Source organism: Nocardia abscessus (assembly GCF_015477775.1).
In the GTDB taxonomy this organism is placed as follows: Bacteria; Actinomycetota; Actinomycetes; order Mycobacteriales; family Mycobacteriaceae; genus Nocardia; species Nocardia abscessus_A.
Map to the genome: position 1 here is coordinate 192,652 of NZ_JADLQO010000015.1, position 24,291 is coordinate 216,942.

19 protein-coding genes are annotated in these 24,291 nt (G+C 69.5%); all 19 read left to right on the forward strand.

Features of this window, described 5'->3' with window-relative positions:
• The first annotated feature begins 92 nt into the window (after positions 1 to 92).
• The 19 genes from IU450_RS30835 (at position 93) to IU450_RS30925 (ending at position 24,141) form a co-directional block, all read left to right on the forward strand.
• On the forward strand, positions 93 to 866 hold the full coding sequence (locus IU450_RS30835) for an SLAIN motif-containing protein (RefSeq protein ID WP_228835382.1): 774 nt from the start codon (positions 93 to 95) through the stop codon (positions 864 to 866).
• Positions 863 to 2,761 (forward strand): peptidoglycan D,D-transpeptidase FtsI family protein, encoded by a 1,899-nt coding sequence (locus IU450_RS30840; RefSeq protein WP_416382919.1) that lies wholly within the window; start codon positions 863 to 865, stop codon positions 2,759 to 2,761. The genes IU450_RS30835 and IU450_RS30840 overlap by 4 nt, the downstream gene beginning before the upstream one ends.
• A gap of 214 nt (positions 2,762 to 2,975) precedes the next feature.
• A complete protein-coding gene (locus tag IU450_RS30845; protein ID WP_324197885.1) occupies positions 2,976 to 4,559 on the forward strand; it encodes a UDP-N-acetylmuramoyl-L-alanyl-D-glutamate--2,6-diaminopimelate ligase in 1,584 nt (527 codons plus the stop codon).
• Positions 4,556 to 6,094, forward strand: a complete 1,539-nt coding sequence (locus IU450_RS30850; protein ID WP_195153235.1) for a UDP-N-acetylmuramoyl-tripeptide--D-alanyl-D-alanine ligase — start codon at positions 4,556 to 4,558, stop codon at positions 6,092 to 6,094. The genes IU450_RS30845 and IU450_RS30850 overlap by 4 nt, the downstream gene beginning before the upstream one ends.
• Complete coding sequence (mraY, locus tag IU450_RS30855) at positions 6,091 to 7,167, forward strand: phospho-N-acetylmuramoyl-pentapeptide-transferase (protein WP_195153236.1); 1,077 nt, start codon at positions 6,091 to 6,093, stop codon at positions 7,165 to 7,167. Before IU450_RS30850 ends, mraY begins: the two co-directional genes overlap by 4 nt.
• A 47-nt stretch (positions 7,168 to 7,214) precedes the next feature.
• Complete coding sequence (gene murD / locus IU450_RS30860) at positions 7,215 to 8,708, forward strand: UDP-N-acetylmuramoyl-L-alanine--D-glutamate ligase (RefSeq protein WP_195153274.1); 1,494 nt, start codon at positions 7,215 to 7,217, stop codon at positions 8,706 to 8,708.
• 415 nt (positions 8,709 to 9,123) lie between these two features.
• The gene (gene ftsW, locus IU450_RS30865; RefSeq protein ID WP_195153237.1) at positions 9,124 to 10,530 is read left to right on the forward strand and encodes a putative lipid II flippase FtsW; all 1,407 of its coding nucleotides are present in this window, start codon (positions 9,124 to 9,126) and stop codon (positions 10,528 to 10,530) included.
• Positions 10,527 to 11,639: an undecaprenyldiphospho-muramoylpentapeptide beta-N-acetylglucosaminyltransferase gene (gene murG, locus IU450_RS30870; protein WP_195153238.1), complete on the forward strand. Its 1,113-nt coding sequence runs from the start codon at positions 10,527 to 10,529 to the stop codon at positions 11,637 to 11,639. The genes ftsW and murG overlap by 4 nt, the downstream gene beginning before the upstream one ends.
• Positions 11,636 to 13,159 carry a UDP-N-acetylmuramate--L-alanine ligase gene (gene murC / locus IU450_RS30875; RefSeq protein WP_195153239.1) on the forward strand — a complete coding sequence of 508 codons (1,524 nt, stop codon included), beginning with the start codon at positions 11,636 to 11,638 and terminating at the stop codon, positions 13,157 to 13,159. Before murG ends, murC begins: the two co-directional genes overlap by 4 nt.
• Before the next feature lie 6 nt (positions 13,160 to 13,165).
• Positions 13,166 to 13,888, forward strand: coding sequence for a cell division protein FtsQ/DivIB (locus IU450_RS30880; protein ID WP_416382920.1), 723 nt, complete (start codon positions 13,166 to 13,168; stop codon positions 13,886 to 13,888).
• Between the two features lie 350 nt (positions 13,889 to 14,238).
• On the forward strand, positions 14,239 to 15,483 hold the full coding sequence (ftsZ, locus tag IU450_RS30885) for a cell division protein FtsZ (RefSeq protein ID WP_195153240.1): 1,245 nt from the start codon (positions 14,239 to 14,241) through the stop codon (positions 15,481 to 15,483).
• A gap of 233 nt (positions 15,484 to 15,716) precedes the next feature.
• Positions 15,717 to 16,445 carry a peptidoglycan editing factor PgeF gene (gene pgeF, locus IU450_RS30890; protein WP_195153241.1) on the forward strand — a complete coding sequence of 243 codons (729 nt, stop codon included), beginning with the start codon at positions 15,717 to 15,719 and terminating at the stop codon, positions 16,443 to 16,445.
• A 37-nt stretch (positions 16,446 to 16,482) separates the two neighbouring features.
• The gene (locus IU450_RS30895) at positions 16,483 to 17,244 is read left to right on the forward strand and encodes a YggS family pyridoxal phosphate-dependent enzyme (RefSeq protein ID WP_195153242.1); all 762 of its coding nucleotides are present in this window, start codon (positions 16,483 to 16,485) and stop codon (positions 17,242 to 17,244) included.
• A gap of 105 nt (positions 17,245 to 17,349) precedes the next feature.
• A complete protein-coding gene (locus IU450_RS30900; RefSeq protein ID WP_195153243.1) occupies positions 17,350 to 18,132 on the forward strand; it encodes a cell division protein SepF in 783 nt (260 codons plus the stop codon).
• An 89-nt stretch (positions 18,133 to 18,221) separates the two neighbouring features.
• Positions 18,222 to 18,524, forward strand: coding sequence for a YggT family protein (locus IU450_RS30905; RefSeq protein WP_039797136.1), 303 nt, complete (start codon positions 18,222 to 18,224; stop codon positions 18,522 to 18,524).
• Positions 18,525 to 18,593: 69 nt separating this feature from the next.
• Complete coding sequence (locus IU450_RS30910; protein ID WP_195153244.1) at positions 18,594 to 19,451, forward strand: DivIVA domain-containing protein; 858 nt, start codon at positions 18,594 to 18,596, stop codon at positions 19,449 to 19,451.
• A gap of 77 nt (positions 19,452 to 19,528) precedes the next feature.
• Positions 19,529 to 19,729, forward strand: a complete 201-nt coding sequence (locus IU450_RS30915) for a hypothetical protein (protein ID WP_083899262.1) — start codon at positions 19,529 to 19,531, stop codon at positions 19,727 to 19,729.
• Between the two features lie 298 nt (positions 19,730 to 20,027).
• Positions 20,028 to 23,162 carry an isoleucine--tRNA ligase gene (gene ileS, locus IU450_RS30920; protein WP_195153245.1) on the forward strand — a complete coding sequence of 1,045 codons (3,135 nt, stop codon included), beginning with the start codon at positions 20,028 to 20,030 and terminating at the stop codon, positions 23,160 to 23,162.
• Between the two features lie 427 nt (positions 23,163 to 23,589).
• Positions 23,590 to 24,141 carry an NlpC/P60 family protein gene (locus IU450_RS30925; protein WP_324197886.1) on the forward strand — a complete coding sequence of 184 codons (552 nt, stop codon included), beginning with the start codon at positions 23,590 to 23,592 and terminating at the stop codon, positions 24,139 to 24,141.
• Positions 24,142 to 24,291: the final 150 nt, after the last annotated feature.

Here is a 24,291-nt window from a genome sequence, read left to right on the forward strand (position 1 = left end):
GTGCGGATGTCCCGCAGAGATATCGGAGGCCGGATGAGACAGCGTCGCGCTGTGCTTCTCCGGCGTCCCGGGAGGACAGAGGAGGGGAATCGATGAGCGTGCGGACGCGGACCGTCGAAGCGCCGGGCCGGGTCGCCCGGCGGGTCCAGGATGCCGAACGGGTGAAGTCGGGTGCGGCGCAGCGCGCCTACGCGCGGCGGCGCCTTCGTGCCGAAAGCGGTTCGGACACCGCGTTTCTGCCCACTGTGCGGCGCTCGGCGATGGCCGCGCGCATTCCGTTCGTCACGGCCATCATCGCCCTGCTCGGCTGCGGTCTCGCGCTCACGTTGCTGCTGACCACGCGCGCCGCGGAGGACAGCTATCAGCTCGGTGACGCGCGGGCGACGAATCGGCGGCTGGCCGACGAGCGCGCCGCGCTGCAGCGGGAGGTAGAGGCCGCCGATTCGGCGCCGGAACTGGCCGCGCGAGCACGCGAACTCGGCATGATCCCGGCCAGGGACCCGGCCCGCCTGCTGGTCGGCCCGGACGGCTCGGTCACGGTGATCGGCAAGCCCACTCCGGCCCAGGGCACTCCCGTGCCCCCGCTGAACGCCTCGCCTTCGGCGCGGCCGTGGGGCGAGCGGGTGGTTCCCGTCACCACCACGCCCGGTGCTCCTGCGCCGGGCAGGCCGAGCACCGGGCCGCAGAACCCGCAGGTGAACGCGGCGCCCGCGCCGGGAAGTCCGGTCCCGACGTCCCCTGCGGCGGTCGTCCCGCCGTCGGCGCTGCCCGCGCCACCGGCCGAGGCGCCGCAGCCACCCGCGGAAACGGTGCCGCGATCGGACGCGGCGCAGCCTGAGACGGCACCCGGCGGAGTGCCGCAGTGACGCACCCGAGGCCTGCGCCGCGCCCGCGGCGCGGGCCTTCCGCCCCCCGCGCCGCGGGTAGGCCGCGCCAGTCCGGCACCACCGTCTCGGACGGTCCGCTCCGGTTACGCCTCGGCGTCGGCCGGGTGGTCATGCTCGTTGCGCTCGCCGTGGTCGCGCTGCAACTGCTGTGGGTGCAGAGCGTCGCGGCGCCCGGACTGTCCGCGCAGGCGGCCAGTCAGCGCACCACCCACCAACCGGACCCGGCCACCCGTGGGCCGATCACCGACCGCAACGGCAAGGCATTGGCCTTCAGCGTCTCGGCGAAGGCCCTGCACTTTCGACCGGTCTCTGTCCGGAAGGAGTTGGCGGATGCCAGAGCCAAGAGCGACAAGGCGCCCGATCCGGACCAGCGGTTGCGGGACATTGCGCGCACCATCCACGAGAAGCTCGGCAAAGACGCACCGAAGGAATCGGATCTGCTCGCCAAGCTGAACAGTGATGAGCAATTCGTGTTCCTCGCCCAAAACGTCGACCCGCGTATCGCGGATGAGATCATCGAGAAGTTCCCCCAAGTCGGCTCCGATCATCAGAGCCCCCGGGTGCACCCCGGCGGCTCGCTGGCGGCGAACGTCATCGGCGCCACGGGGTGGGACGGCCACGGAACGGTCGGGCTCGAGTCGTCACTGGACTCGGTGCTGGCCGGTACCGACGGTTCCTACACCTACGATCGCGGTTCCGACGGCGCGGTCATCCCGGGCAGTTGGCGGGACGAACAGCCCGCGGTCAACGGATCGGCCGTCGAACTGACCCTGGACTCGGATCTGCAGTACTACGTGCAACAACAGGTGCAGCAGGCCAAAGACATGTCGGGCGCGGGCTCGGCCTCGGCGGTCGTCCTGGACGCCAAGACCGGGCAGGTGCTGGCCATGGCCAACGACAACACCTTCAACCCGGACCTGGGCCCGCAGAAGTGGGCCGACACCGACCTGAGCAATCCGTCGGTCACCGACGTGTTCGAGCCCGGCTCGGTGAACAAGATCGTCACGGCGGCCGCCGCCGTCGAATACGGCCTGACCGACCCGGACGAGGTGCACCAGGTGCCCGGCGCGATCCAGATGGCGGGTGTCACCGTGCACGACGCGTGGACGCACGGCGTCGAGCCCTACACGACCACGGGCATTTTCGGCAGGTCCTCCAACGTGGGCACGCTCATGCTCGCGCAGCGGGTGGGCGAGGACCGCTTCGCCGACATGGCGCACCGGTTCGGGCTCGGGCAGCGCACGGGCATCGGCCTGCCCGGAGAGAGCGCGGGCCTGATGCCCGACCGTGACCAGTGGTCCGGCGGCACGTTCGCGAATCTCCCGATCGGGCAGGGTCTTTCGATGACCACGCTGCAAATGGCGGGCATGTACCAGGCGATCGCCAACGACGGCGTCCGCATTCCGCCCCGGATCGTCCGGGCGAAGATCGCGCCGGACGGCGCACGCACCGAGGAGACCCAGCCGGACGGCGTGCGGGTGGTGAGCAAGCAGACCGCCGCCACGCTGCGGACGATGTTCCAGGCGGTGGTGCAGCGCGACCCGATGAACGCCAACCAGAACGGCACCGGGTGGCCCGCGGCCATCACCGGCTACCAGGTGGCGGGCAAGACCGGCACCGCGCAGAAGGTGGACCGGAACTGCCGGTGCTACTCCACGTCGTCGTTCTGGATCACTTTCGCGGGCATGGTTCCCGCGGACAATCCGCGATACGTGATCGGGCTCATGCTCGACGCGCCCGTCCGCAGTTCCGACGGCTCCGGTGGCGGTTCGGTCGCTCCGCTGTTCCACAACATCGCCTCGTGGGCGCTGCAGCGTGACCGCGTACCGCCGTCCCCGCAGCCGTCCAGGCAATTCGTCCTGCAGGCGGGGTGATCCGGCCCCCTGGCCCGGCGCGAGGCGGGCGTGTGCGCCGGGGCTGCGCCCGGCCGTGTCCGGGTGCCGCGTGGCGCGGTCTGCGCCGGGCGGACGAACCCGTAGGGTGCGGGGGCGACCTCCCCGCCCTTGCGATGGGGCGCATGGTCCCGCCGTGACCGGTCGCCGGTAACCTGACACGTCGATCGATGCCCCCGAAAGGAGCCTGGTTTCTGTGCAGTCCGGTCAACCGCGCGCATTGCGGCCAGAGCATTCGCCGTCGACGCCGCTGGCGTCGCTGGCCGCCGTCATCGGGGCCGCGACGAGCCCCGAAGCGGACGTGCGCGGCGTGTCGGTCACCGGCATCGAGCAGCGGTCCGACGCCGTGCTCCCCGGCGACGTGTTCGCCGCGCTGCCCGGCGCCCGCGCGCACGGCGCCCGTTTCGCGGCGGACGCGGTCGCCAACGGCGCGGTCGCGGTGCTGACCGATGCGGCGGGCGCGCAGCTGGCCGGCCCGCTGCCGGTGCCGGTGCTGGTGCGGGAGAACCCGCGGGCCGTGCTCGGCGAGCTGTCGGCGACGATCTACGGCAATCCGTCCGAGCGGCTGCGCATCGTCGGGATCACCGGAACCTCCGGCAAGACCACGACCTCCTATCTGGTGGAGGCGGGCCTGGCCGCCGCAGGGCTGTCCACCGCGCTGATCGGCACCATCGAGACCAGGATCGGCGGCAGGCGGGTGCCGAGCGCCCTGACCACGCCCGAGGCGCCGCAGTTGCACGCGATGTTCGCGTTGATGGTCGAGCAGGGCGTGGACGCGGTGGTGATGGAAGTGTCCAGCCACGCGCTGACGCTGGGCCGGGTGGACGGGGTGCGTTTCGCGGTCGGCGCGTTCACCAACCTGTCCCAGGACCACCTCGACTTCCACGCCGATTTCGACGATTACTTCGCCGCCAAACGCAAGCTGTTCGAACCGGATTCGCCGGTCGCCGCGCGCACCGCCGTGGTCTGCGTCGATGACGAGTGGGGCCGACGGCTGGCCGCCGGTCTGCCGGACCCCGTCACCGTGTCGACCACTCGGACCGCCGCCTGGAGCGTCACCGGCGCGGTGTCGGCGCACGGCGGCGAACAAGACTTCACCGCGACCGGTCCGCACGGGGAAATCGCTGTGCGCCTGCGGCTTCCCGGCGCCTACAACGTCGCCAACGGCCTGCTCGCGGTGGCGGTCTGCGCCGCGGCGGGCGTCGAGCCGTCGGTCGCCGCGCCCGCGTTGGCGACGGTGGACGTGCCCGGCCGGATGCAACGGGTGGAGCGCGGGCAGGACTTCCTGGCGATCGTCGACTACGCGCACAAGCCCGCGGCGCTGGAGTCCGTGATCGCCACACTGCGTGGACATCTCGCGGCCGACACCGCGGGACGGCTCGCGGTGGTGATCGGCGCGGGCGGCGACCGGGACGCGGCGAAGCGGCCGCTGATGGGCGCCGCGGGCGCACGGGGCGCCGACCTGCTGATCATCACCGACGACAACCCGCGCACCGAGGACCCGGCGGCCATCCGCGCCGCCGTCGGCTCCGGTGCGCTGGAGGTCCCGGAGACCGAACGCGGCGAAGTGCGTGAAATCGGTGACCGGGCCGAAGCGATCGCGGCCGCGGTGGAGTGGGCGCGCCCCGGTGATGTGGTGCTGATCGCGGGCAAAGGACATGAGGCAGGGCAGGAGATCCAGGGCGTGAAGCACCCGTTCGACGACCGCGATGTACTCGCGGCCGCATTGGAAAGACGTAGTCCGCAAGGCAATCACGCGGAGGACTTGACGGTTTCATGATCGAGATGACACTGCGGGAGATCGCGGAGGTCGTCGGCGGCACGCTGCACGACGTCGCAGACCCGGAGGTGCGCGTAACCGGCTCGGTCGAATTCGATTCGCGCCGAATCGGTTCCGGCGATCTGTTCCTGGCGTTGCCGGGCGAGCGTTCCGATGGCCACCACTACGCGGACGCGGCGATCGCCGCGGGCGCGGTGGCGGTGCTGGCGGCGCGGCCGGTGGGCGTGCCCGCGATCGTGGTCACCCCGAGCCGGGGCGCCGTGCCGTCGAGTTCGGTTGCCTTGAGCCATGACTCGGACGGTTCCGGCGCCGCCGTGCTGACCGCGCTGGCCGCGCTGGCCCGCGCCAGCGTGTCGCGCCTGGCCGCGGACGGCGGCCTCACCGTCGTCGGCGTGACCGGCTCGTCCGGCAAGACCTCCACCAAGGACCTGCTGGCCGCTGTGCTGGCGCCGCTGGGCACGGTGGTGGCTCCGCCCGGTTCGTTCAACAACGAGCTCGGTCACCCGTGGACGGCACTGCGCGCCGACGCGGACACCCGTTTCCTGGTGCTGGAGCTGTCCGCGCGCGGGCCGGGCCACATCGCCGCGCTGGCCGAGGTGGCGCCGCCGAGCATCGGCGTGGTGCTCAACGTCGGCACCGCGCATCTCGGCGAGTTCGGCAGCCGCGAGGCCATCGCGAAGACCAAGGGCGAGCTGGTCGAGGCGCTGCCGCCGACCGGCCTCGCCGTGCTCAACGCCGACGATCCGCAGGTCGCCGCGATGGCCGCGCGCACGTCGGCGCGTGTGGTCTCGGTCGGGCAGGCCGCGAACGCCGAGGTGCGGGCCACCGACATCCAGCTCGACGACCAGGCCAGGGCCGCCTTCACGGTGCACACGCCCGCGGGCAGCGCCCCGGTGCGACTGGCCGTGCACGGTGAGCACCAGGTGGGCAACGCGCTGTCGGCCATCGCCGTCGCGCTGGCCTGCGGCGCCGACCTCGAGACCGTCACGGCGGCGTTGTCCGGCGCGCGCGCCGCGTCCGCCCGCCGGATGGACGTGCGCACCACCACGGACGGGATCACCGTCGTCAACGACTCCTACAACGCCAACCCCGACTCGGTCCGTGCCGCGCTCAAAGCCCTGGTGAGCATGGCGCGCGCGGGCGAGACGCCGCGGCGCAGCTGGGCGGTGCTCGGCGAGATGGCCGAGCTCGGCGCGGAGTCCGTCATCGAGCACGACGCCATCGGGCGGCTCGCGGTGCGCTTGGACGTCAGCCGCGTGGTCGTCGTCGGCACCGGAAGGCCCGCCCGCGCGCTGCACCAAGGGGCGGTGATGGAAGGGTCGTGGGGCGAGGAATCGATCCTCGTACCGGACATCGAGGCGGCGATCGCACTGCTGGACAAGGACGTCGCCCCCGGTGACGTGGTGCTGGTCAAGGCATCGAAGTCGGTCGGCCTCTGGGAGGTCGCCGAGCATCTGACCGACCCGGACGCCGTGCTCGCGCGCGGCGGCGCGGCGGACACCCGGGTGGGGCAGGACACGGAGGCAGCAGGATGAGACAGATTCTCTTCGCCGCGGCGATCGCGCTGACGGTCTCGATCCTGCTGACGCCACTGCTGATCCGATTGTTCGCCAAGCAGGGGTTCGGGCAGGAGATCCGGGTCGACGGCCCCGCCAGCCACCAGGCCAAGCGCGGCACCCCGACCATGGGCGGCGTCGCCATCCTGGTCGGCATGTGGGCCGGCTACCTCGGCTCGCACCTGATCGGCATCGGCTACGACGCCGACGGCCCGTCGGCGTCGGCATTGCTGGTGCTCGGCCTGGCCACGGCACTCGGCGCGGTGGGTTTCGTCGACGACTTCATCAAGATCCGCAAGCAACGCAACCTGGGCCTGACCGCGGCGGGCAAGTATCTCGGCCAACTGTCCGCGGCCGTGATCTTCGGCATTCTCGCCTTGCAGTTCCGTGGCGCGAGCGGGCTGACCCCCGCCAGCAGGCATCTGTCCTATGTGCGCGACATCAGCACGGTGACCATGGGCGTGGTCGTGTTCCTGGTGTTCGTCTGCTTCGTGGTCGTCGCCTGGTCCAACGCGGTGAACCTCACCGACGGACTCGACGGGCTGGCCGCCGGATCGATGAGCCTGGTGCTGGGCGGATACGTGATCATCACGTTCTGGCAGTACTACCACGCCTGCGAAACCAAGCCCGAGGCCGGCTGTTACAACGTGCGCGATCCGCTGGACCTCGCCCTGGTCTGCGCCGCGGGCGCGGCGGCGTGCGTCGGTTTCCTGTGGTGGAACGCCGCCCCCGCCAAGATCTTCATGGGCGACACCGGTTCGCTGGCGCTGGGCGGCCTGCTGGCCGGGCTGTCCATCACCACCCGGACCGAGCTGCTGATGATCGTGATCGGCGCGCTGTTCGTCGCCGAGACGGCGTCGGTGGTGTTGCAGGTCGCGGTCTTCCGCACCACGCGCAACCGGTTGTTCAAGATGGCGCCGTTCCATCACCACTTCGAGCTCAGCAAATGGGCCGAGACGACGGTGATCATCAGGTTCTGGCTCCTGGCCGCGATGGCCTCCGCCGTCGGGCTCGGGCTGTTCTACAGCGAATACCTCTCCGCGGTCGGGTGAACGAGATGGTCGAACATTCTCCGCGAGCTCTGCGCTCACCAGGGCCCATGCTCGAATTCCTGCGCGGCCGCGATGTTCTGGTGGCCGGCTGGGGTGTGTCGGGACGCTCGCTGGTCGAACCGCTGCGCGACATCGGCGCGCGCCCGGTGGTCACCGACGGCGGCGCCGCTGCCCTGGCCGAGGCCGCGGAACTCGGACTGGACGTGGCCACCGGCGCGGAGCTGGAGAACGCCGACTGGAGCCGGTTCGCGCTGGTGATCACCAGCCCGGGCTGGCGGCCGGACTCGCCGGTGCTGGCATCGGCGGTGGCCGAGGGCACGCCGGTGTGGGGCGATGTGGAGTTCGCCTGGTGGGTGGATCAGGCCAGGATCTACGGTCCGGTGCGCAAGTGGCTGGTGATCACCGGCACCAACGGCAAGACCACCACGACCCAGATGACCCACGCGATCCTGCGCGCCGCCGGAATCGCCAGTGTCGCCTGCGGCAACATCGGCCTTCCCATCCTCGACGCGTTGCGCCGCAACCCCGGTCCGCAGGTGCTCGCGGTCGAGCTGTCGTCGTTCCAGCTGCACTGGGCGCCGTCGGTGCGCCCCGAGGCGGGCGTCGTCCTGAACGTGGCCGAGGACCACCTGGATTGGCACGGCGGCCTGGACGCCTATGCCGCGGCCAAGGCCAGGGCGCTGGTCGGCCGGGTCGGCGTGGTCGGTCTGGACGATCCGGTCGCGGCCGCACTGGCCCGCAAGTCCAAGGCCCGCCGAACCGTGGGTTTCCGGGTCGGGGTGCCCGCCGACGGCGAGCTCGGCGTGGTGGACGGCAAGCTGCTCGACCGCGCGTTCACCAAGGCCGCGATCCTGGCCGAGGTCGGCGACATCAGCCCGCCCGGACCGGCGGGCGTCGCCGACGCACTGGCCGCGTCCGCGCTGACCAGGGCGATCGACGTCGCTCCGCAGTTCGTGCGGGAGGGCTTGATCGAGCACAAGGTCGGCCCGCACCGCGCCGCGTTCGTGCGCGAGCTGGCCGGTGTCGATTTCGTCGACGACTCCAAGGCCACCAATCCGCATGCCGCGCGCTCATCGATCCTGGCCCATCCGCAGGTCGTCTGGGTGGCCGGTGGCCAGCTCAAAGGCGCGCACGTCGAGGACCTCGTCGAGGAGGTCGCCGACCGTCTGGTCGCGGCGGTGCTGATCGGCGCCGACGCGCCGGTGCTCGCGGCCGCGCTGGCCCGACACGCACCCGAGGTCCCCGTGGTCGAGCTGGTCTCGGGAGACGATGCAGTGATGGGTGACGAAGCGTCGATGGGTGACGAAGCGTCGATGGGTGACGAAGCGTCGAGAACCGCTGCGGCCGACGCCGTCATGGCGCGGGCCGTGCGAGCGGCCGCCGGTTTCGCCCGCCGCGGCGACACCGTGCTGCTGGCTCCCGCCGCCGCGTCACTGGACATGTTCACCGACTACACGCACCGCGGCCGCAGCTTCGCCGCGGCGGTGCACGCTCTGGAAGACGGTGACCTGGGGACCACCGACCTCGGGGGTTTGCGATGACTGCCGACCGGGGCGGGTGCGGCGTGGACGCCCACCCCGGTCGGCCGAGTCACCTCCGCGGACTAGCAGGCTCCTTCGGCGTTCGCCCAGTCGATCCGCTGGAATTCCGAAGCCGTGGGCGCCTGGACGACAAACGACGCCGGTCCACGCCAACGCGGCGATACCAGCCGCGGCCAAGGCATGCTTGTACCTGGTATGTACCATGGAATCCCCTCCCAGAGCAACGACTCGGCGACATCGCCGACATCGCCGAAATGCGTTCGGCCGCACGGTATCACAGCGGCGGTCTGGGAGCGACGACAAAGAGCAGGCCGGGGGGCGCATTGTGAGTCCGGGTAGCGGCGCGCGCGGGGCCGCCAAGGCGGCCGGCACACGACAAGTCGGCTCGCAACCACGGCGTGCCCGAGCATTGGGTATGGGCCCCGGGGCGTGGCTGGCGCGGCCGCTTGCGTCGTTCCACCTGATCGTTACGATCGCCACGCTGTTGACGGCTCTCGGACTGGTCATGGTCTTGTCGGCATCCGGAGTCGTGGAGTACGCGGGAGGGGGGTCGGCGTACTCCTTGTTCATCCAGCAGACGTTGTTCGCGGCGATCGGCGCCGTACTGTTCTATCTGGCTCTGCGGGTTCCGCTGCGCCTGTTGCGCCAAGCCTCGTTCCCGCTGTTCGCGATCTCGGTGTTGGCGCTGGTGCTGGTTCTCATCCCGGGTATCGGTACCCGCGTGCAGGGCGCACGTCGCTGGTTGATATTCGGTCCTGTTTCGGTGCAGCCGTCGGAGATCGTGAAGGTGACCCTGATCGTCTGGGGCGCACACCTGCTGGTTTCTCGGCGAGCGAGCGGTTCGAGTGTGCGTGACATTCTGGTTCCGCTCGTCCCGGCCGGTGTGCTGGTGTGTTTGTTGATCGTGGTTCAGCCGAACCTCAGCACTACGGTCGCGGTGGGAATCGTCCTCGGTGCTCTGCTGTGGTTCGGCGGCCTGCCGGTCCGGCTGTTCGTGACGATCGCGGTTTCCGGTGTCGTGGCCGCGGGTGTGCTCGCGATGTCCGCTGGATATCGGTCGAATCGAGTTCGGTCCTTCTTCAACCCGGGTTCGGATCCGCAGGGCGACAACTACCAAGCTCGCCAGGCGCTGTATTCCCTCGCCGACGGTGGAATCTGGGGCCGAGGTCTGGGACAGAGCCGGGCCAAGTGGAGCTACTTGCCGAACGCGCACAACGACTTCATCTTCGCGATCATCGGGGAGGAATTGGGGTTCCTCGGCTGCGCACTGGTGCTCGGGCTTTTCGCATTGTTCGTCTACACGGGCTTGCGCATCGCCAGCCGGTCGGCGGATCCGTTTCTCCAAGTGCTCACCGCCTCCGCGACGACCTGGATCGCGGGACAAGCCATGATCAACATCGGGTATGTGGTGGGTTTGTTGCCGGTCACCGGGCTGCAGCTTCCATTGGTGTCGGCTGGTGGCTCGTCGCTCGCGATCACGTTGCTCATGTTCGGCCTCATCGCCAATGCCGCCCGACACGAGCCGGAGGCGGTTGCGGCGCTGCACGCCGGACAGGACGGTCGTTTCAGTAGGCTGTTGCGGTTGCCCAAACCCGAGGTGTACGCACCGGCTCGGGCGGGCGCGGCCCGTCGCGGCCGTGCGCCTCGCCCGGCCGATCGCGGTCCGTCGGCGCTGCCGCCGGGCAGGCGCGGGCGGTCCGGTGCGGAACCGCCGCGGCGCCGCTCGCCGGAGAGCCGCGGAACCAGCTCGGCGCGCGCCACCAGGGCTTGGGAACCCAGCTATCCGGTCAATCACGCAAGAGAACGGGGAAGATCTAGGTGATCTCGGTAATCGTCGCGGGCGGCGGCACGGCGGGCCACATCGAACCGGCACTGGCGGTGGCCGACGCGTTGCGGCGGCTCGACGATTCGATCCGGGTGACGGCGCTGGGCACCGAACGCGGTCTGGAGACCCGCTTGGTCCCCGAACGCGGCTATCGCCTCGAGCTGATCCCACCGGTCCCGTTGCCACGCAAACCCACTGTCGACCTGCTGCGGTTGCCCGGTCGGGTGCGGGCCTCGGTGGCCGCGACCCGAGCGATCATCGATGCGGTCGAGGCCGACGTGATCATCGGTTTCGGCGGGTACGTGGCGCTTCCGGCGTACCTCGCCGCGGGCGCGGGCGTGCTGCGCCGCAGGCGTGCGGTTCCGGTGGTGGTGCACGAGGCGAACGCCAAGGCGGGCATCGCGAACAAGGTCGGGGCCCGTCGCGCGGCGCGGGTGCTCGCCGCGGTACCGGACTCCGGGTTGGCCAACGCCCGAGTGGTGGGCATTCCCGTGCGCGCCTCGATCACCGGTCTGGACCGCGCCGCGCTGCGCGCCGAGGCGCGGGCGCACTTCGGCCTGCCGCCGGAAGGACCGGTGCTGCTGGTCTTCGGCGGTTCGCAGGGCGCGCGGACCCTGAACGAGGCGGTGTCGGGCGCCGCACCCCAGCTCGCCGCCGCGGGCATCTCGGTGCTGCATGCGCACGGCCCGAAGAACACTCTCGAATTGGACGACTCCGCCGCGGACGGCTCGAATGGCGCTCGCTACGTGGCGGTGCCGTACCTGTCCAGGATGGACCTCGCCTACGCCGCCGCCGACGCGGTGGTCTGCCGATCGGGCGCGATGACCGTCGCGGAGGTCTCCGCGGTCGGACTGCCCGCGTTCTACGTGCCGCTGCCGCACGGCAACGGGGAGCAGGAACTCAACGCCCGGCCGGTGGTGCGCCAGGGCGGTGGCAGAATTGTCCCCGATTCCGAGTTGACGCCGAAGTACGTGATCGATGAGGTGATTCCGCTGCTCATGGACCCCGCACGGCTGACCGAGATGGGCCGGGCCGCCGCAGGCGCCGGGCACCGCGACGCCGCCGACGAAGTGGCGCGGATCGCCGCGGAGGTGGCGCGCCGATGAGCGACACCACCGCCGACCGGGTGACGCCGGACACCGCCACCGAACGGACCGCGCTGCCCGCGGAGCTGGAACGCGTGCACATGGTCGGCATCGGCGGTGCCGGAATGTCGGGCATCGCGCGGATCCTGCTCGCGCGCGGCGGCGCGGTGTCGGGGTCGGACGCCAAGGAGAGCCGGGGCGTGCTGGCGCTGCGCGCTCGCGGCGCGCAGGTGCGGATCGGGCACGACGCCACCGCTTTGGACCTGCTACCCGGCGGCCCGACCGCGGTGGTCACCACGTATGCGGCCATCCCGAAGACCAATCCGGAACTCGTCGAGGCCAACCGGCGCGGCATTCCGGTGCTGCTGCGCCCGACGGTGCTGGCGTCGCTGATGCAGGGGCATCGCACCCTGCTCGTCTCCGGAACGCACGGCAAGACCTCCACCACCTCGATGCTCATCGTGTCGCTGCAGCACTGCGGGCTCGATCCGTCGTTCGCGGTGGGCGGGGAGCTGAACGAGGCGGGCACCAATGCCCACCACGGCACCGGCGACATCTTCGTGGCCGAGGCCGACGAGAGCGACGGCTCGTTGCTGCAGTACGAGCCGGACGTCGCCGTGGTCACCAACATCGAGTCCGACCACCTGGATTTCTTCGGCTCCGACGAGGCCTACGTGCAGGTCTTCGACGACTTCGCCGACCGGATCGCCGCGGGCGGCCTGCTGGTGGTGTGCCTGGACGATCCGGGTTCGCGGGCGCTGGCCGAGCGGGTCGGCGAGCGCTTGGCCGAGCGGAACGTCCGGGTCCTCGGTTACGGCTCGGGAGACCTCGCGGACGCGCCGGTGCCGGTGGGGGCGCGGCTGCACAGCTGGGAGCCGCGCGACGTCGGCGGGCTCGTGCAGTTCCAGCTCGCCGACGAGGCCGCGCCGCGCACCCTGCGCCTGTCGGTGCCGGGCAGGCACATGGCGCTCAACGCGCTCGGCGCTCTGCTCGCCGCCCACGCCACCGGTGCCGAGATCGGTGAGGTCATCCAGGGCCTGGAGGGGTTCGGTGGCGTGCACCGCCGGTTCCAATTCGCCGGGAGGGAGAACGGCGTGCGGGTCTTCGACGACTACGCCCATCACCCGACCGAGGTGCGCGCCGTGCTCGGCGCCGCCGCCGAACTGGTCCAGCAGGAGGCCCGCGACGGCGCGCGGTCCAGGCAGGGCCGGGTCATCGTGGTCTTCCAGCCGCACCTCTACAGCCGGACCGCGACCTTCGCGCAGGACTTCGGCGCCGCGCTCAGCCTGGCCGACGAGGTCGTCGTGCTCGACGTCTACGGCGCGCGGGAGAAGCCGCTGCCCGGCGTGAACGGAGCGCTGGTGGCCCAGTCGGTGACGAAACCGGTGCACTACCAGCCGGATATGTCGCGAGTCGGCCGCCAGGTCGCCGGCTTGGCGTTGCCGGGCGACGTGGTGATCACCATGGGCGCGGGCGACGTGACGATGCTGGGCAGCCAGATTCTCGACGGATTACGGGCGCGGCCCCAGCACGGTCGGTGACCAGGCGTGCGCGGGGTCGGATCGGCGCGCGCGGCCGGGCGCCGCGCGGGTGATCGGTTCGGCGCGATCGACTGGCGCCGAGTTCGCCTGTGGGGATTGCTGACCGTGTGCGTCCTTGCAGTGGTTTGTGTCGTCGCCTGGTTCACCCCGGTGCTCTCGGTGCGCACGGTGCGGATCGAGGGCGCGGTGGCGGTTTCCGAACAGCAGGTGCGGGATGTGCTCGAAATTCCGTCCGGACGTTCGATGCTGCGAATCGATACCACCGCGGTCGCGCGACGGGTGGCGAGCATTCCGAAGGTGCGTACGGCGCGGGTGCAGCGCGTATTTCCGTCCACCGTCCGGGTGACGGTCGTCGAACGCACCGCGGTTCTGTTCTACGACAGCCCGCAGGGCGCGCATCTGCTCGATGCCGACGGCGTGGAATTCGCGGTCGAGCCCACGCCGATCGGTGTGCCGAAGTTGATCACCGAGCACCCCGGCGACGCCGATCCGGTGACCAGGGCGGCGGTCTCGATACTCGCCATCGTGCCGCCTGCGCTGGCCGTTCAGGTGGGTGAGGTTGCCGCACGGTCCGTTTCGAATATTTCGCTGAATCTGAAGGACGGGCGCACGGTACTCTGGGGCGGGACCAACGACGCGGAACGGAAGTCGGCGGTCGTGTTGCCGTTGTTGACGCGCCCCGGAACGGTGTTCGATGTTTCGAGTCCCAATCTGGTCACGGTAAAGTGATCCACACCCATTGCGCCCAGGGAATATTCGGCGGTCCGGGAGCTGTTCCGGCGCCGAGCACAGGGCCGGGGGGCAACCGTTCACCATACGACGTGTGGAGCGGCGAGACGAGCGGGATCGGGCAAGATTCTGGCTCTCGTCTCGGCGCGCCTGCGCGCGTATCGCGTCGGCTGCGAATAGCGTTCCGCACCAGTCGGATACTTGACATAACGCTAACCCTATGGTTCAGCTTTAGGGTTTGCCGAACCGCGGTTCGCTTCTTCGCAGCGACCCCACCCGCGGAACGGGCCGAAGCGGCGTGCCGAGCATCCGAAAACGACAGGCTTTAGATCGAAGGAAGGCGAGAGCCCATGACGCCCCCGCACAACTACCTTGCGGTGATCAAGGTCGTCGGTATCGGCGGCGGCGGTGTGAATGCCGTCAACCGGATGATCGAGCAGGGACTCAAAGGTGTCGAGTTCATCGCGGTCAACACCGACGCCCAAGCGCTGCTGATGAGTGACGCCGACGTCAAGCTCGACGTCGGCCGCGAGCTGACCCGCGGTCTGGGAGCAGGCGCGGACCCCGAGGTCGGACGCAAAGCCGCCGAGGACCACAAGGACGAGATCGAAGAGGTGCTCAAGGGCGCCGACATGGTCTTCGTGACCGCGGGTGAGGGCGGCGGCACCGGCACCGGCGGCGCCCCGGTCGTCGCGCAGATCGCGCGCAAACTCGGCGCGCTGACCATCGGCGTGGTCACCCGTCCGTTCTCCTTCGAGGGCAAGCGGCGCGGGAACCAGGCCGAGGTCGGCATCAACCTGCTGCGCGAGTCCTGCGACACGCTGATCGTCATTCCGAACGACCGGCTGCTGCAGCTCGGTGACGCGGCGGTGAGCCTGATGGACGCGTTCCGTTCCGCGGACGAGGTGCTGCTCAACGGTGTGCAGGGCATCACCGACCTGATCACCACCCCCGGTCTGATCAATGTCGACTTCGCCGACGTCAAGAGCGTGATGTCGGGGGCGGGCAGCGCGCTGATGGGCATCGGTTCGGCACGGGGTGAGGGCCGCTCGGTGAAAGCGGCCGAGTCGGCCATCAATTCGCCGCTGCTGGAAGCGTCCATGGACGGTGCGCACGGCGTGCTGCTGTCGATCGCGGGCGGGTCCGACCTCGGGCTGTTCGAGATCAACGAGGCGGCCTCGCTCGTGCAGGAGGCCGCCCACATCGAGGCCAACATCATCTTCGGTACGGTGATCGACGATTCGCTCGGAGACGAGGTCAGGGTCACCGTGATCGCGGCGGGCTTCGACGGTGGCGGGCCCGCCCGGCGCACCTTCGAGACGCCGGGCCGCAGCACCATCGGCACGGCGCGCTCGGGCGAGATCGGGCAGAGCCGCACCAGTGAGATCGCGGCGCGCGGCAGCGACAGCACACCGAGCACGTCCGGCACGAGTACGGCCGGGCGCGGCGCGGTGCCGAGCTACCGCGACACCGAGCGGGCGCGCACCCTGGCCGAGCCGACGGTGACGAGCAACTCGCGATCGCACATCACGCCGCCGGATGCCGGCGACGATGACGACGACGTGGACGTGCCTTCGTTCATGCGGAGGGGCTAGCGCTGGAACGAGGTTCCGGCGCAGGCCGGGACCGAGCTGAAAGAGCGATCCCGGCCGGTGCCGGGACGCGCGAGCGGGACACGGGGGTGGTGTCGGCGAAGTACGACGACCGACAAGCAATTTCAGGGGGAAGCGCGGGCCGGGAGACGGCCGTGCGCGATCGATCGGGGGAAGATTCCGCCCCTACCTGGGCATTTCGACGGCCTTCGCCGAGCGCCATTAGGCTCGTGGCCATGACTATCGCGCCGACCATCACTGTCCGACGGGTCACCACGACCAGGTCCGGAGGCTTCTCGGCGCCACCCTACGACTCGTTCAATCTCGGCGACCACGTCGGCGACGATCCGGTGGCGGTGCGGCGCAACCGCGACCGGCTGGCCGATGGGATCGGCTTGACGCCCGACCGGCTGGTCTGGATGGAACAGATCCACGGCCGCAACGTGGAGATCGTCGACGGCCCGCGCGCCGAACCGGTCCCCGCCACCGACGCGCTCGTGACCACGGTGCCCGGCCTCGCGCTGGTCGTGCTCACCGCCGACTGCGTACCCATCCTGCTGTCCGACGACGAGGCGGGCGTGATCGCCGCCGTGCACGCCGGGCGGATCGGCGCCCGCATCGGCATCGTGCCGCGCGTGCTGGAGGCGATGGTGTCGGTCGGCGCTCGCCTGGACCGGGTCGGGGCGTTGCTCGGGCCCGCCGCCTCCGGTCGTCAGTACGAGGTTCCCGCCGCGATGCGCGACGACGTCGAAGCGCACCTGCCCGGCAGCGCGACCACCACCGTCCGCGGCAGGCCCGGCCTCGACCTGCGCGCGGGCATCTACCGCCAACTCACCGAGGCCGGTGTCGCCGGGATCGCGGTCGACCCGCGCTGCACCATCGAGGACCACACCCTGTTCAGCCATCGCCGTGGTGCGCCGACCGGCCGGATCGGCGGAGTGATCTGGATGGAGGCCACCGCATGAGCGGGAGCGCGATCCGGGAGCAGGGCGAGGTGCGGGCATGAGCGCCGAAACGGGGATCGCGGTGGAGGGCTCGATCGCGGCCCGTACCGCCGAACTGTCGGAGAACCTGGCCGGTCTGCTCGCCCGCATCGACGCGGCTTGCCGGGCGGCGGGCCGGGCGCCCGATTCGGTGCGGCTGCTGCCGGTGACGAAATTCTTCCCCGCATCCGATGTGGCGATCCTGCACCGGCTCGGCCGGCGCGAGTTCGGCGAGTCGCGCGAGCAGGAGGCCGCCGCCAAGGTCTCGGCCCTGCGTGAGGAAGACCTCACCGACATCCGCTGGCACATGATCGGACGGTTGCAGCGGAACAAGGCACGCAGCGTGGCCCGCTGGGCGCACACCGTCCACTCGGTCGACAGCGAACGTCTGGCAACCGCTCTCGACGCCGGTGCGGTTGCCGCGCTGGAGGCGGGGGAGCGTACCGAACCGGTCCGGGTGTTGCTCCAGGTGAGCCTGGACGACGACCCGGCGCGCGGGGGTGTCGCGGCGGCCGATCTTCCCGTGCTCGCCGAACGGATTGCGAACGCTTCGGGATTACGTTTGTCGGGTCTGATGGCCATTCCGCCGTTGGGGGTGGAGTCTGATGCCGCATTTGCGCGACTTGCGATGTTGCACACGTTGTTGCTCGCCGTTCATCCGGACGCGACGGAGCTTTCCGCGGGAATGTCGGGCGATCTGGAATCCGCGATCGAACACGGTTCGACGGTTGTGCGTGTCGGTACCGCCTTGATGGGTATCCGACCGATAACCTCGGCCTAGCAAAGAAACCTCATCAGTCACATTCGACACATATGCTGGGAACTGAAGAGGGCTGAGCAAGACTTCAACACCCGGCCGCCACCGGGGCCGAAGGAAGGTCGACCAATGAGCACGCTGCACAAGTTCAAGGCGTACTTCGGCATGGTTCCGCTCGAGGATTACGAAGACGACTACGTCGACGATCGCGCCCCCCGAGGCGTGGACGAGCGCGGTGCTCGCCGGCCCCGGCCCAGTCACTACACCGACCGCGACGGCTACGTCGATCGCTACGGCGAGGACCGCTACGGCGCGGGCCGTTTCGACGACGTCGACTACCCCGAGCCCGCGTACAAGTCGCCGTACAAGCCGGGTTACTCGGTGTCTCGGCGCGACGACTACGGTGACGAGCCCTACGGTGACGACCGCTACGACGCGCCCCGGCGTCCTACCCGGATCGACTCCGCCCCGTCGGGCCGGTTCCGGGCGGGCGGGACGGCGCCTCCGCTGCGCGGCACCACCCGTGGCGCGCTCGCCGTCGATCCCGACGCCGAGGAGCGCAGGCTGGAGGAGCGCGTGCGTCCCGAGCCCGCCCCGGTGCGGCGGCCCGGGATCTTCGAGGACGGAGGCCCCTTGTCCAAGATCACGACGCTGCGCCCGCGCGACTACAGCGAGGCTCGGATCATCGGCGAGCGCTTCCGTGAGGGCAACCCGGTGATCATGGACCTGGTGGATCTGAGCAACGCCGACGCCAAGCGGCTGGTCGACTTCGCCGCGGGCCTGGCCTTCGCGCTGCGCGGGTCGTTCGACAAGGTGGCGACGAAAGTGTTCCTGCTCTCACCGGCGGATGTCGACGTATCAGCGGAAGAACGCAGGCGCATCGCGGAAACCGGCTTCTACAACCAGAAATAAGCTCGTGATCTGGGGGGTGGAGCAGACCGCACGCAGGTTGTGCGGCGCGGTCATTTTGCGCGAAGCGATTTTTACGGCAGAGTGAAGTCGTGGCCTTGTTCGCGGTGCTGTACTTCGTACTGTTCATCTTCTGGCTGTTGCTGATCAGCCGGGTGATCGTCGAGTTCATCCGTAGCTTTGCCCGAGACTGGCGTCCTACCGGTGTCGTGGTCGTCGTCCTCGAGGTGATCTTCACGATCACCGACCCTCCGGTGAAACTGCTGAGGCGGTTGATACCCCCGGTGTCGCTGGGCGGAATTCGCCTGGATCTGTCGATTATGGTCCTGCTTTTCATCGTCTTCATCCTGATGTCGATCGTGGGCAGGCTCGGGCAGCCGGTAGCTCCGGTGTGACAGAATGGGCCGAGAAGACAGCTTGCTAGATCTGCTAGATCTCCAAAAGACGCGTGAAGGGATCCTTCCATGCCGCTGACCCCAGCCGATGTGCACAACGTCGCGTTCAGCAAACCGCCGATCGGGAAGCGCGGCTACAACGAGGATGAAGTCGACGCGTTCCTGGATCTCGTCGAGCAGGAGCTCTCGCGTCTGATCGAGGAGAACGCGGATCTGCGCCAGCGGGTCGCCGAACTCGACGCGGAACTGGCCGATGCCAAGAAGAACCGTGGTCCCGGCGTGGTGAACGCCGTGAAACCGCCGGTCCCGCAGGCTCCGCCGCCGCAGCCGGAACCGATCAAGCCCCCGGTTCCCGCCGCGCCGCCCGCCCCGATGCCCGCCGCGCCGGTGGCCAAGGACGCACCCGGTGCGGACGCGAACCTGCAGGCGGCCAAGGTGCTCAGCCTCGCCCAGGAGATGGCGGATCGGCTGACCAGCGACGCCAAGGCCGAAGCGGAGAGTTTGCTGTCGAATGCCCGGGCGAATTCCGAGCGACTGGTCGGAGACGCCAGGACACGGTCGGAGGCCATGATCGCCGACGCCCGCCAGAAGTCGGACGCGATGCTGTCGGACGCGCAGACCCGCTCGGACAGCCAGCTGCGTCAGGCCAAGGAGAAGGCCGACGCGCTGCAGGCGGACGCCGAGCGCAAGCACACCGAGATCATGGCGACCATCACTCAGCAGCGCAGCGTGCTGGAGAGCCGGATCGAGCAGCTCAAGACGTTCGAGCGGGAGTACCGGGTGCGGTTGAAGTCGTATCTGGAGTCGCAGCTCGAGGAGCTGGAGAACCGTGGCTCGGCCGTTCCGGTCGACGGCGGCGAAGCCTTCGCGGATGCCAACACGGCGAACAACCTGGCACCGGCCTCGTTCGCCAAGGGCGGCAAGTAACGCGCCGCGCCCCAGCACAGCAGTTCGCATACCGTTAGAGGAACTGTCGAGCCGCCCGGCATGCCTTGGGGGTCACCATGCTCGTCTTGACACTCGTCCTTGCCGCGATCGGCTTCGCCCTGCTCGTGGCCGCGCTCACGACCGGATCGGTGATCTGGGCGTGGGGCTGCATCGTGGTGTGCGTCATCGGTGCGATGCTCTTGCTGGTGAGCGCCTTGTCCATGCGGAGTCCGGATGGTGATGCTCCGCCGCCTCCCGGTCGTCATGCCAAACGGTGAAGGCGTCCGCACCGGCCGAGCGCTGACCCGCCTCCTCAAATGAGTTGACCGCTACGGCTAGAATCAAACATGAACACGGCGTCGATCCGGCTATCACCGGGGAGTCTTCGGAAGAACGGCGGCTCGGCCTTCGGGGCGGGCGCTCAGTAGAACCGAACGGGTGAGCCCGTCACAGCTCGTGAACGAGAGGTCCGGTGTTCGCCACGCCGGACAAGCGGGGTGGTACCGCGGTTTCGGCGCACCGGGCGCCGTCATCGTCCCCGTGCCAACGAACACGGCACGAGGAGACGCATCCGCCATGGCGGACCACACTTCCAGCAACAGCGCGTACCCGCGCGTCGACCTGAGCGTCGGCAACGGGGCGTCGTTCCCCGAGATGGAGCGCCGCGTGCTCGACGCATGGGCGGCCGCCGACACCTTCCGCACCAGCATCGAAAACCGTTCCGGCGCAGCGGAGTTCGTCTTCTACGACGGACCGCCCTTTGCCAACGGTCTGCCGCATTACGGACATTTGCTCACCGGATACGTCAAGGACCTCGTTCCGCGTTTCCAGACCATGCGCGGCAAGCGGGTCGAACGGCGATTCGGTTGGGACTGCCATGGATTGCCCGCGGAAATCGAAGCCGAAAAGCAGCTCGGTATCACGGACAAATCACAGATCGATGAGATGGGCCTCGCGGAATTCAACGCGGCCTGTAAATCGTCGGTGCTGCGCTACACCGGCGAATGGCGCGACTACGTGACGCGCCAGGCTCGCTGGGTCGACTTCGACAACGACTACAAGACGCTGGACACCGACTTCATGGAGTCGGTGATGTGGGCGTTCAAGTCGCTGTACGACAAAGGACTGATCTATCAGGGCTTCCGGGTGCTGCCCTACAGCTGGTATGAGCAGACGCCGCTGTCGAATCAGGAAACCCGCCTCGACGACGCGTACAAGATGCGCCAGGACCCGGCGGTCACCGTCGACATGGCGTTGCGCGTGCCCGCGGAGCATCCGCTGCACGATCTCGACGGCGCCAACGCGCTGATCTGGACCACCACGCCGTGGACGCTGCCGTCGAACCTGGCGATCGCGGTGCACCCAGACGTCCGCTACGTGCACCTGCGCGCGGCCGATGGCAAGCGTTACCTGCTCGCGGCCGAACGTGTTTCGCACTACGCGCGGGAGTTCGGCGAGGACCCGCAGGTGCTCGGCGAGTTCGACGGCGCCGCCCTGGCCGGCCTGTCCTACGCGCCACCGTTCGACTTCTTCCTCGGCCACCCCAACGCGCACCGTGTGCTCAACGCCGACTACGTGACCACCGACTCCGGCACCGGGATCGTGCATCTGGCGCCTGCGTTCGGTGAGGAGGACATGGACGTCGCCACGGCCAACGGCATCGAGCTGGTGCAGCCGCTGGATCCGGGCGGCAAGTTCACCTCGATGGTTCCGCCGTACGAGGGCCTGATGGTGTTCGACGCCAATCCGGTGATCATCAAGGATCTCAAGGCGGCCGGAAAGCTGTTGCGGCACGAGACGATCGAGCACTCCTATCCGCACAGCTGGCGTTCCGGGCAGCCGCTGATCTACATGGCGGTGCCCTCCTGGTTCGTCGCGGTCACCAAGTTCCGTGAGCGGATGGTCGAGCTGAACAAGCAGATCACCTGGGTGCCCGAGCACATCCGCGACGGCCAGTTCGGCAAGTGGCTGGAAGGCGCGCGGGACTGGAACATCAGCCGCAACCGCTACTGGGGCAGCCCGATCCCGGTGTGGCTGTCCGACGATCCGGCCTATCCGCGCGTCGACGTGTACGGCTCGCTGGACGAGCTGGAGCGCGACTTCGGTGTGCGCCCGGCCGATCTGCACCGCCCGATGATCGACGAGCTCACCCGGCCGAATCCCGACGACCCGACCGGCAAGTCGACCATGCGCCGGGTTCCGGAGGTGCTCGACTGCTGGTTCGAATCCGGATCGATGCCGTATGCCCAGGTGCACTACCCGTTCGAGAACAAGGAGTGGTTCGACAGCCACTTCCCCGGCGATTTCATCGTCGAGTACAACGGGCAGACCCGCGGCTGGTTCTACACGCTGCACGTGCTGGCGACGGCGCTCTTCGATTCCCCGGCTTTCAAGACCGTTGCCGCGCACGGCATCGTGCTCGGCGACGACGGCCTGAAGATGAGCAAGTCCAAGGGCAACTACCCGGACGTCAACGAAGTGTTCGACCGGGACGGCTCGGACGCGATGCGCTGGTTCCTGATGAGCTCGCCGATCCTGCGCGGCGGCAATCTCATCGTCACCGAGCGCGGCATCCGCGAAGGAGTGAGCCACGCGCTGCGGCCGCTGTGGAACGCGTGGACCTTCCTGCAGCTGTACGCCTCGAAGCCGGGGGTGTGGCGCACGGATTCGCCGCATGTGCTCGATCGCTACATCCTGGCGAAGCTGGCGCGAACCAGGGACGTCATCACCGCGGCGCTGGAGGCCTACGACATCGCGGGCGCATGCGAGGAACTGCGCTCGTTCGCCGACGCGCTGACCAATTGGTACGTGCGGCGGTCGCGGTCGCGGTTCTGGAGCGAGGACCGCGACGCGGTGGACACCTTGCACACGGTGCTCGAGGTGGTCACCCGGCTGGCGGCGCCGTTGCTGCCGCTGATCACCGAGGTGATCTGGCGCGGGCTGACCGGCGGCGACTCGGTGCACGTGGCCGACTGGCCGAAGGAGGGTGAACTGCCGGACGATCCGGAGCTGGTCGCCGCCATGGACGAGGTACGCGTGGTGTGCTCGACGGTGCTGAGCCTGCGGAAGGCGCAGAACCTGCGGGTGCGGCTGCCGCTGGCCGAGGTCACCATCGCGGCGGCCGACGCCGAGCGGCTGGCGCAGTTCGCCGACATCGTGGCCGACGAGGTCAACGTCAAGAAGGTGGACCTGACCACCGACGTGGACTCGCACGGCCGGTTCGAGCTGGTGGTCAATGCCCGCGCCGCGGGGCCGCGCCTGGGCAAGGACGTGCAGACGGTGATCAAGGCGGTGAAGGCCGGGGAGTGGTCCGAGGACGTCGACGGCACCGTCCGGGCGGCCGGAATCGCCCTGCTGCCCGAGGAGTACACCCAGCGCCTGGTCGCCGCCGAACCCGAGTCGACCGCGGCGCTGCCCGGTAACGCGGGTCTCGTGGTGCTGAATTCGGTGGTCACCGAGGAACTGGAGGCCGAGGGCTGGGCGCGGGATCTGATCCGCGACCTCCAGGAGACCAGGAAGTCCGCCGGGCTGGACGTTTCCGACCGCATCACCGTGGTCCTGGACGTGCCCGCGGACCGGGCCGCGTGGGCCGAGACCCATCGCGACCTGATCGCGGGCGAAATCCTCGCGACCACGCTGATCTTCGGCGACGCGGGGCCGGGGGCCGCCGATCTGGTCGGCGGCGTGCGGGCGAGGATCGCCAAAGCCTGAGCGCCGGATACCGAGCGAGCCGGGGCGGGACCGAACGGTCCCGCCCCGGCTGCTGTTCCGAGCGGCCACCGCGCCGCACGTTTCCGGCCCACCGACGCCGTCCACTCGACGTCGTCGGTCGAACTCACTTCCCGAGAGCGTCAACGGCACTCAGTGTAGTGACATAGATCACATGCTGAGAATTTGCTGATTCCCGACAATTCGCCGAAATGCCAGGCACAATCTGCGATGTCGCTGCTGTTGCCCAGGTGATATCTGGGGGCGGCAGTTCCTCTTTCTGGCATGTCTTACTGGGAAATCGGCCGTGTCGGTAACGCGTCCGGCGCGGGTGGCTGCGGTTTCACATCGATGACCGCTGCTGATGCCATGTGTTAGCCAGGCCGCCGATCGGTGGCCAGTCAACCGCGCCCATGGAAGGGGCGAGTACGTGCCGAGAAAATCGTTGCACCGCATCGCGCTCGGATTCCTGCTATCGACCATCGCCATCCTCCTGCTCGCTGGACCCACCTGGGCCGACACCGGCAGCGCCTCCGGCAGCGGGCCGGGCAGCGCCTCCTCCGGTTCGGCCTCGGGCAGCGGTCCCGGCGGTGAATCCGGCAGCGCCAGCGGCTCGGCCGCTTTGCCGGTGCCCAGTGTGTTCGGCCTCGGCGCGCTCGCCGCGGCGACCACGCAGATCGGCAAGCCCTACGAATGGGGCGGGACCGGCCCCTCCAGCTGGGACTGCTCGGGCCTCGTGCAGTGGGCGTACCGCCAGGTCGGAGTGAGCATTCCGCGGACCACCTGGCAGCAGGCGAAGGCGGGCACGCCGGTTCCGCGGGCCTCCTTGTCGCCCGGCGACGTGGTCGTGCTGAACAGCGACGGCTCGCACGTCGGCATCTATGCGGGGGGCGGACAGGTGCTCAACGCGTACGACTGGGGTGTACCGGTCGGGTTCACCCCACTTAGCGAATTCGACATCTACGCCATCCGCCGCTTCTGAGCGGGCACCGGCCGGGGAAGTGCCGGTGCGCGACGGGACGAGATCGTGACTCACGCACGATGACAGCGGCCCCGATCCGCGAACGCGATCGGGGCCGCTCGGTGCTCGTCGGTCGAACTGGACGACGTCTGGCAGCTGCGGTCGTGGCCC

Bases quoted from the DNA above. Each gene is read 5' to 3' on its own strand.
- IU450_RS30835 (WP_228835382.1), top strand. From the start codon at position 93: ATGAGCGTGCGGACGCGGACCGTCGAAGCGCCGGGCCGGGTCGCCCGG.
- IU450_RS30850 (WP_195153235.1), top strand. From the start codon at position 4,556: ATGATCGAGATGACACTGCGGGAGATCGCGGAGGTCGTCGGCGGCACG.
- mraY (WP_195153236.1), top strand. From the start codon at position 6,091: ATGAGACAGATTCTCTTCGCCGCGGCGATCGCGCTGACGGTCTCGATC.
- murD (WP_195153274.1), top strand. From the start codon at position 7,215: ATGCTCGAATTCCTGCGCGGCCGCGATGTTCTGGTGGCCGGCTGGGGT.
- ftsW (WP_195153237.1), top strand. From the start codon at position 9,124: ATGGGCCCCGGGGCGTGGCTGGCGCGGCCGCTTGCGTCGTTCCACCTG.
- murC (WP_195153239.1), top strand. From the start codon at position 11,636: ATGAGCGACACCACCGCCGACCGGGTGACGCCGGACACCGCCACCGAA.
- ftsZ (WP_195153240.1), top strand. From the start codon at position 14,239: ATGACGCCCCCGCACAACTACCTTGCGGTGATCAAGGTCGTCGGTATC.
- pgeF (WP_195153241.1), top strand. From the start codon at position 15,717: ATGACTATCGCGCCGACCATCACTGTCCGACGGGTCACCACGACCAGG.
- IU450_RS30895 (WP_195153242.1), top strand. From the start codon at position 16,483: ATGAGCGCCGAAACGGGGATCGCGGTGGAGGGCTCGATCGCGGCCCGT.
- IU450_RS30900 (WP_195153243.1), top strand. From the start codon at position 17,350: ATGAGCACGCTGCACAAGTTCAAGGCGTACTTCGGCATGGTTCCGCTC.
- IU450_RS30910 (WP_195153244.1), top strand. From the start codon at position 18,594: ATGCCGCTGACCCCAGCCGATGTGCACAACGTCGCGTTCAGCAAACCG.
- IU450_RS30915 (WP_083899262.1), top strand. From the start codon at position 19,529: ATGCTCGTCTTGACACTCGTCCTTGCCGCGATCGGCTTCGCCCTGCTC.
- ileS (WP_195153245.1), top strand. From the start codon at position 20,028: ATGGCGGACCACACTTCCAGCAACAGCGCGTACCCGCGCGTCGACCTG.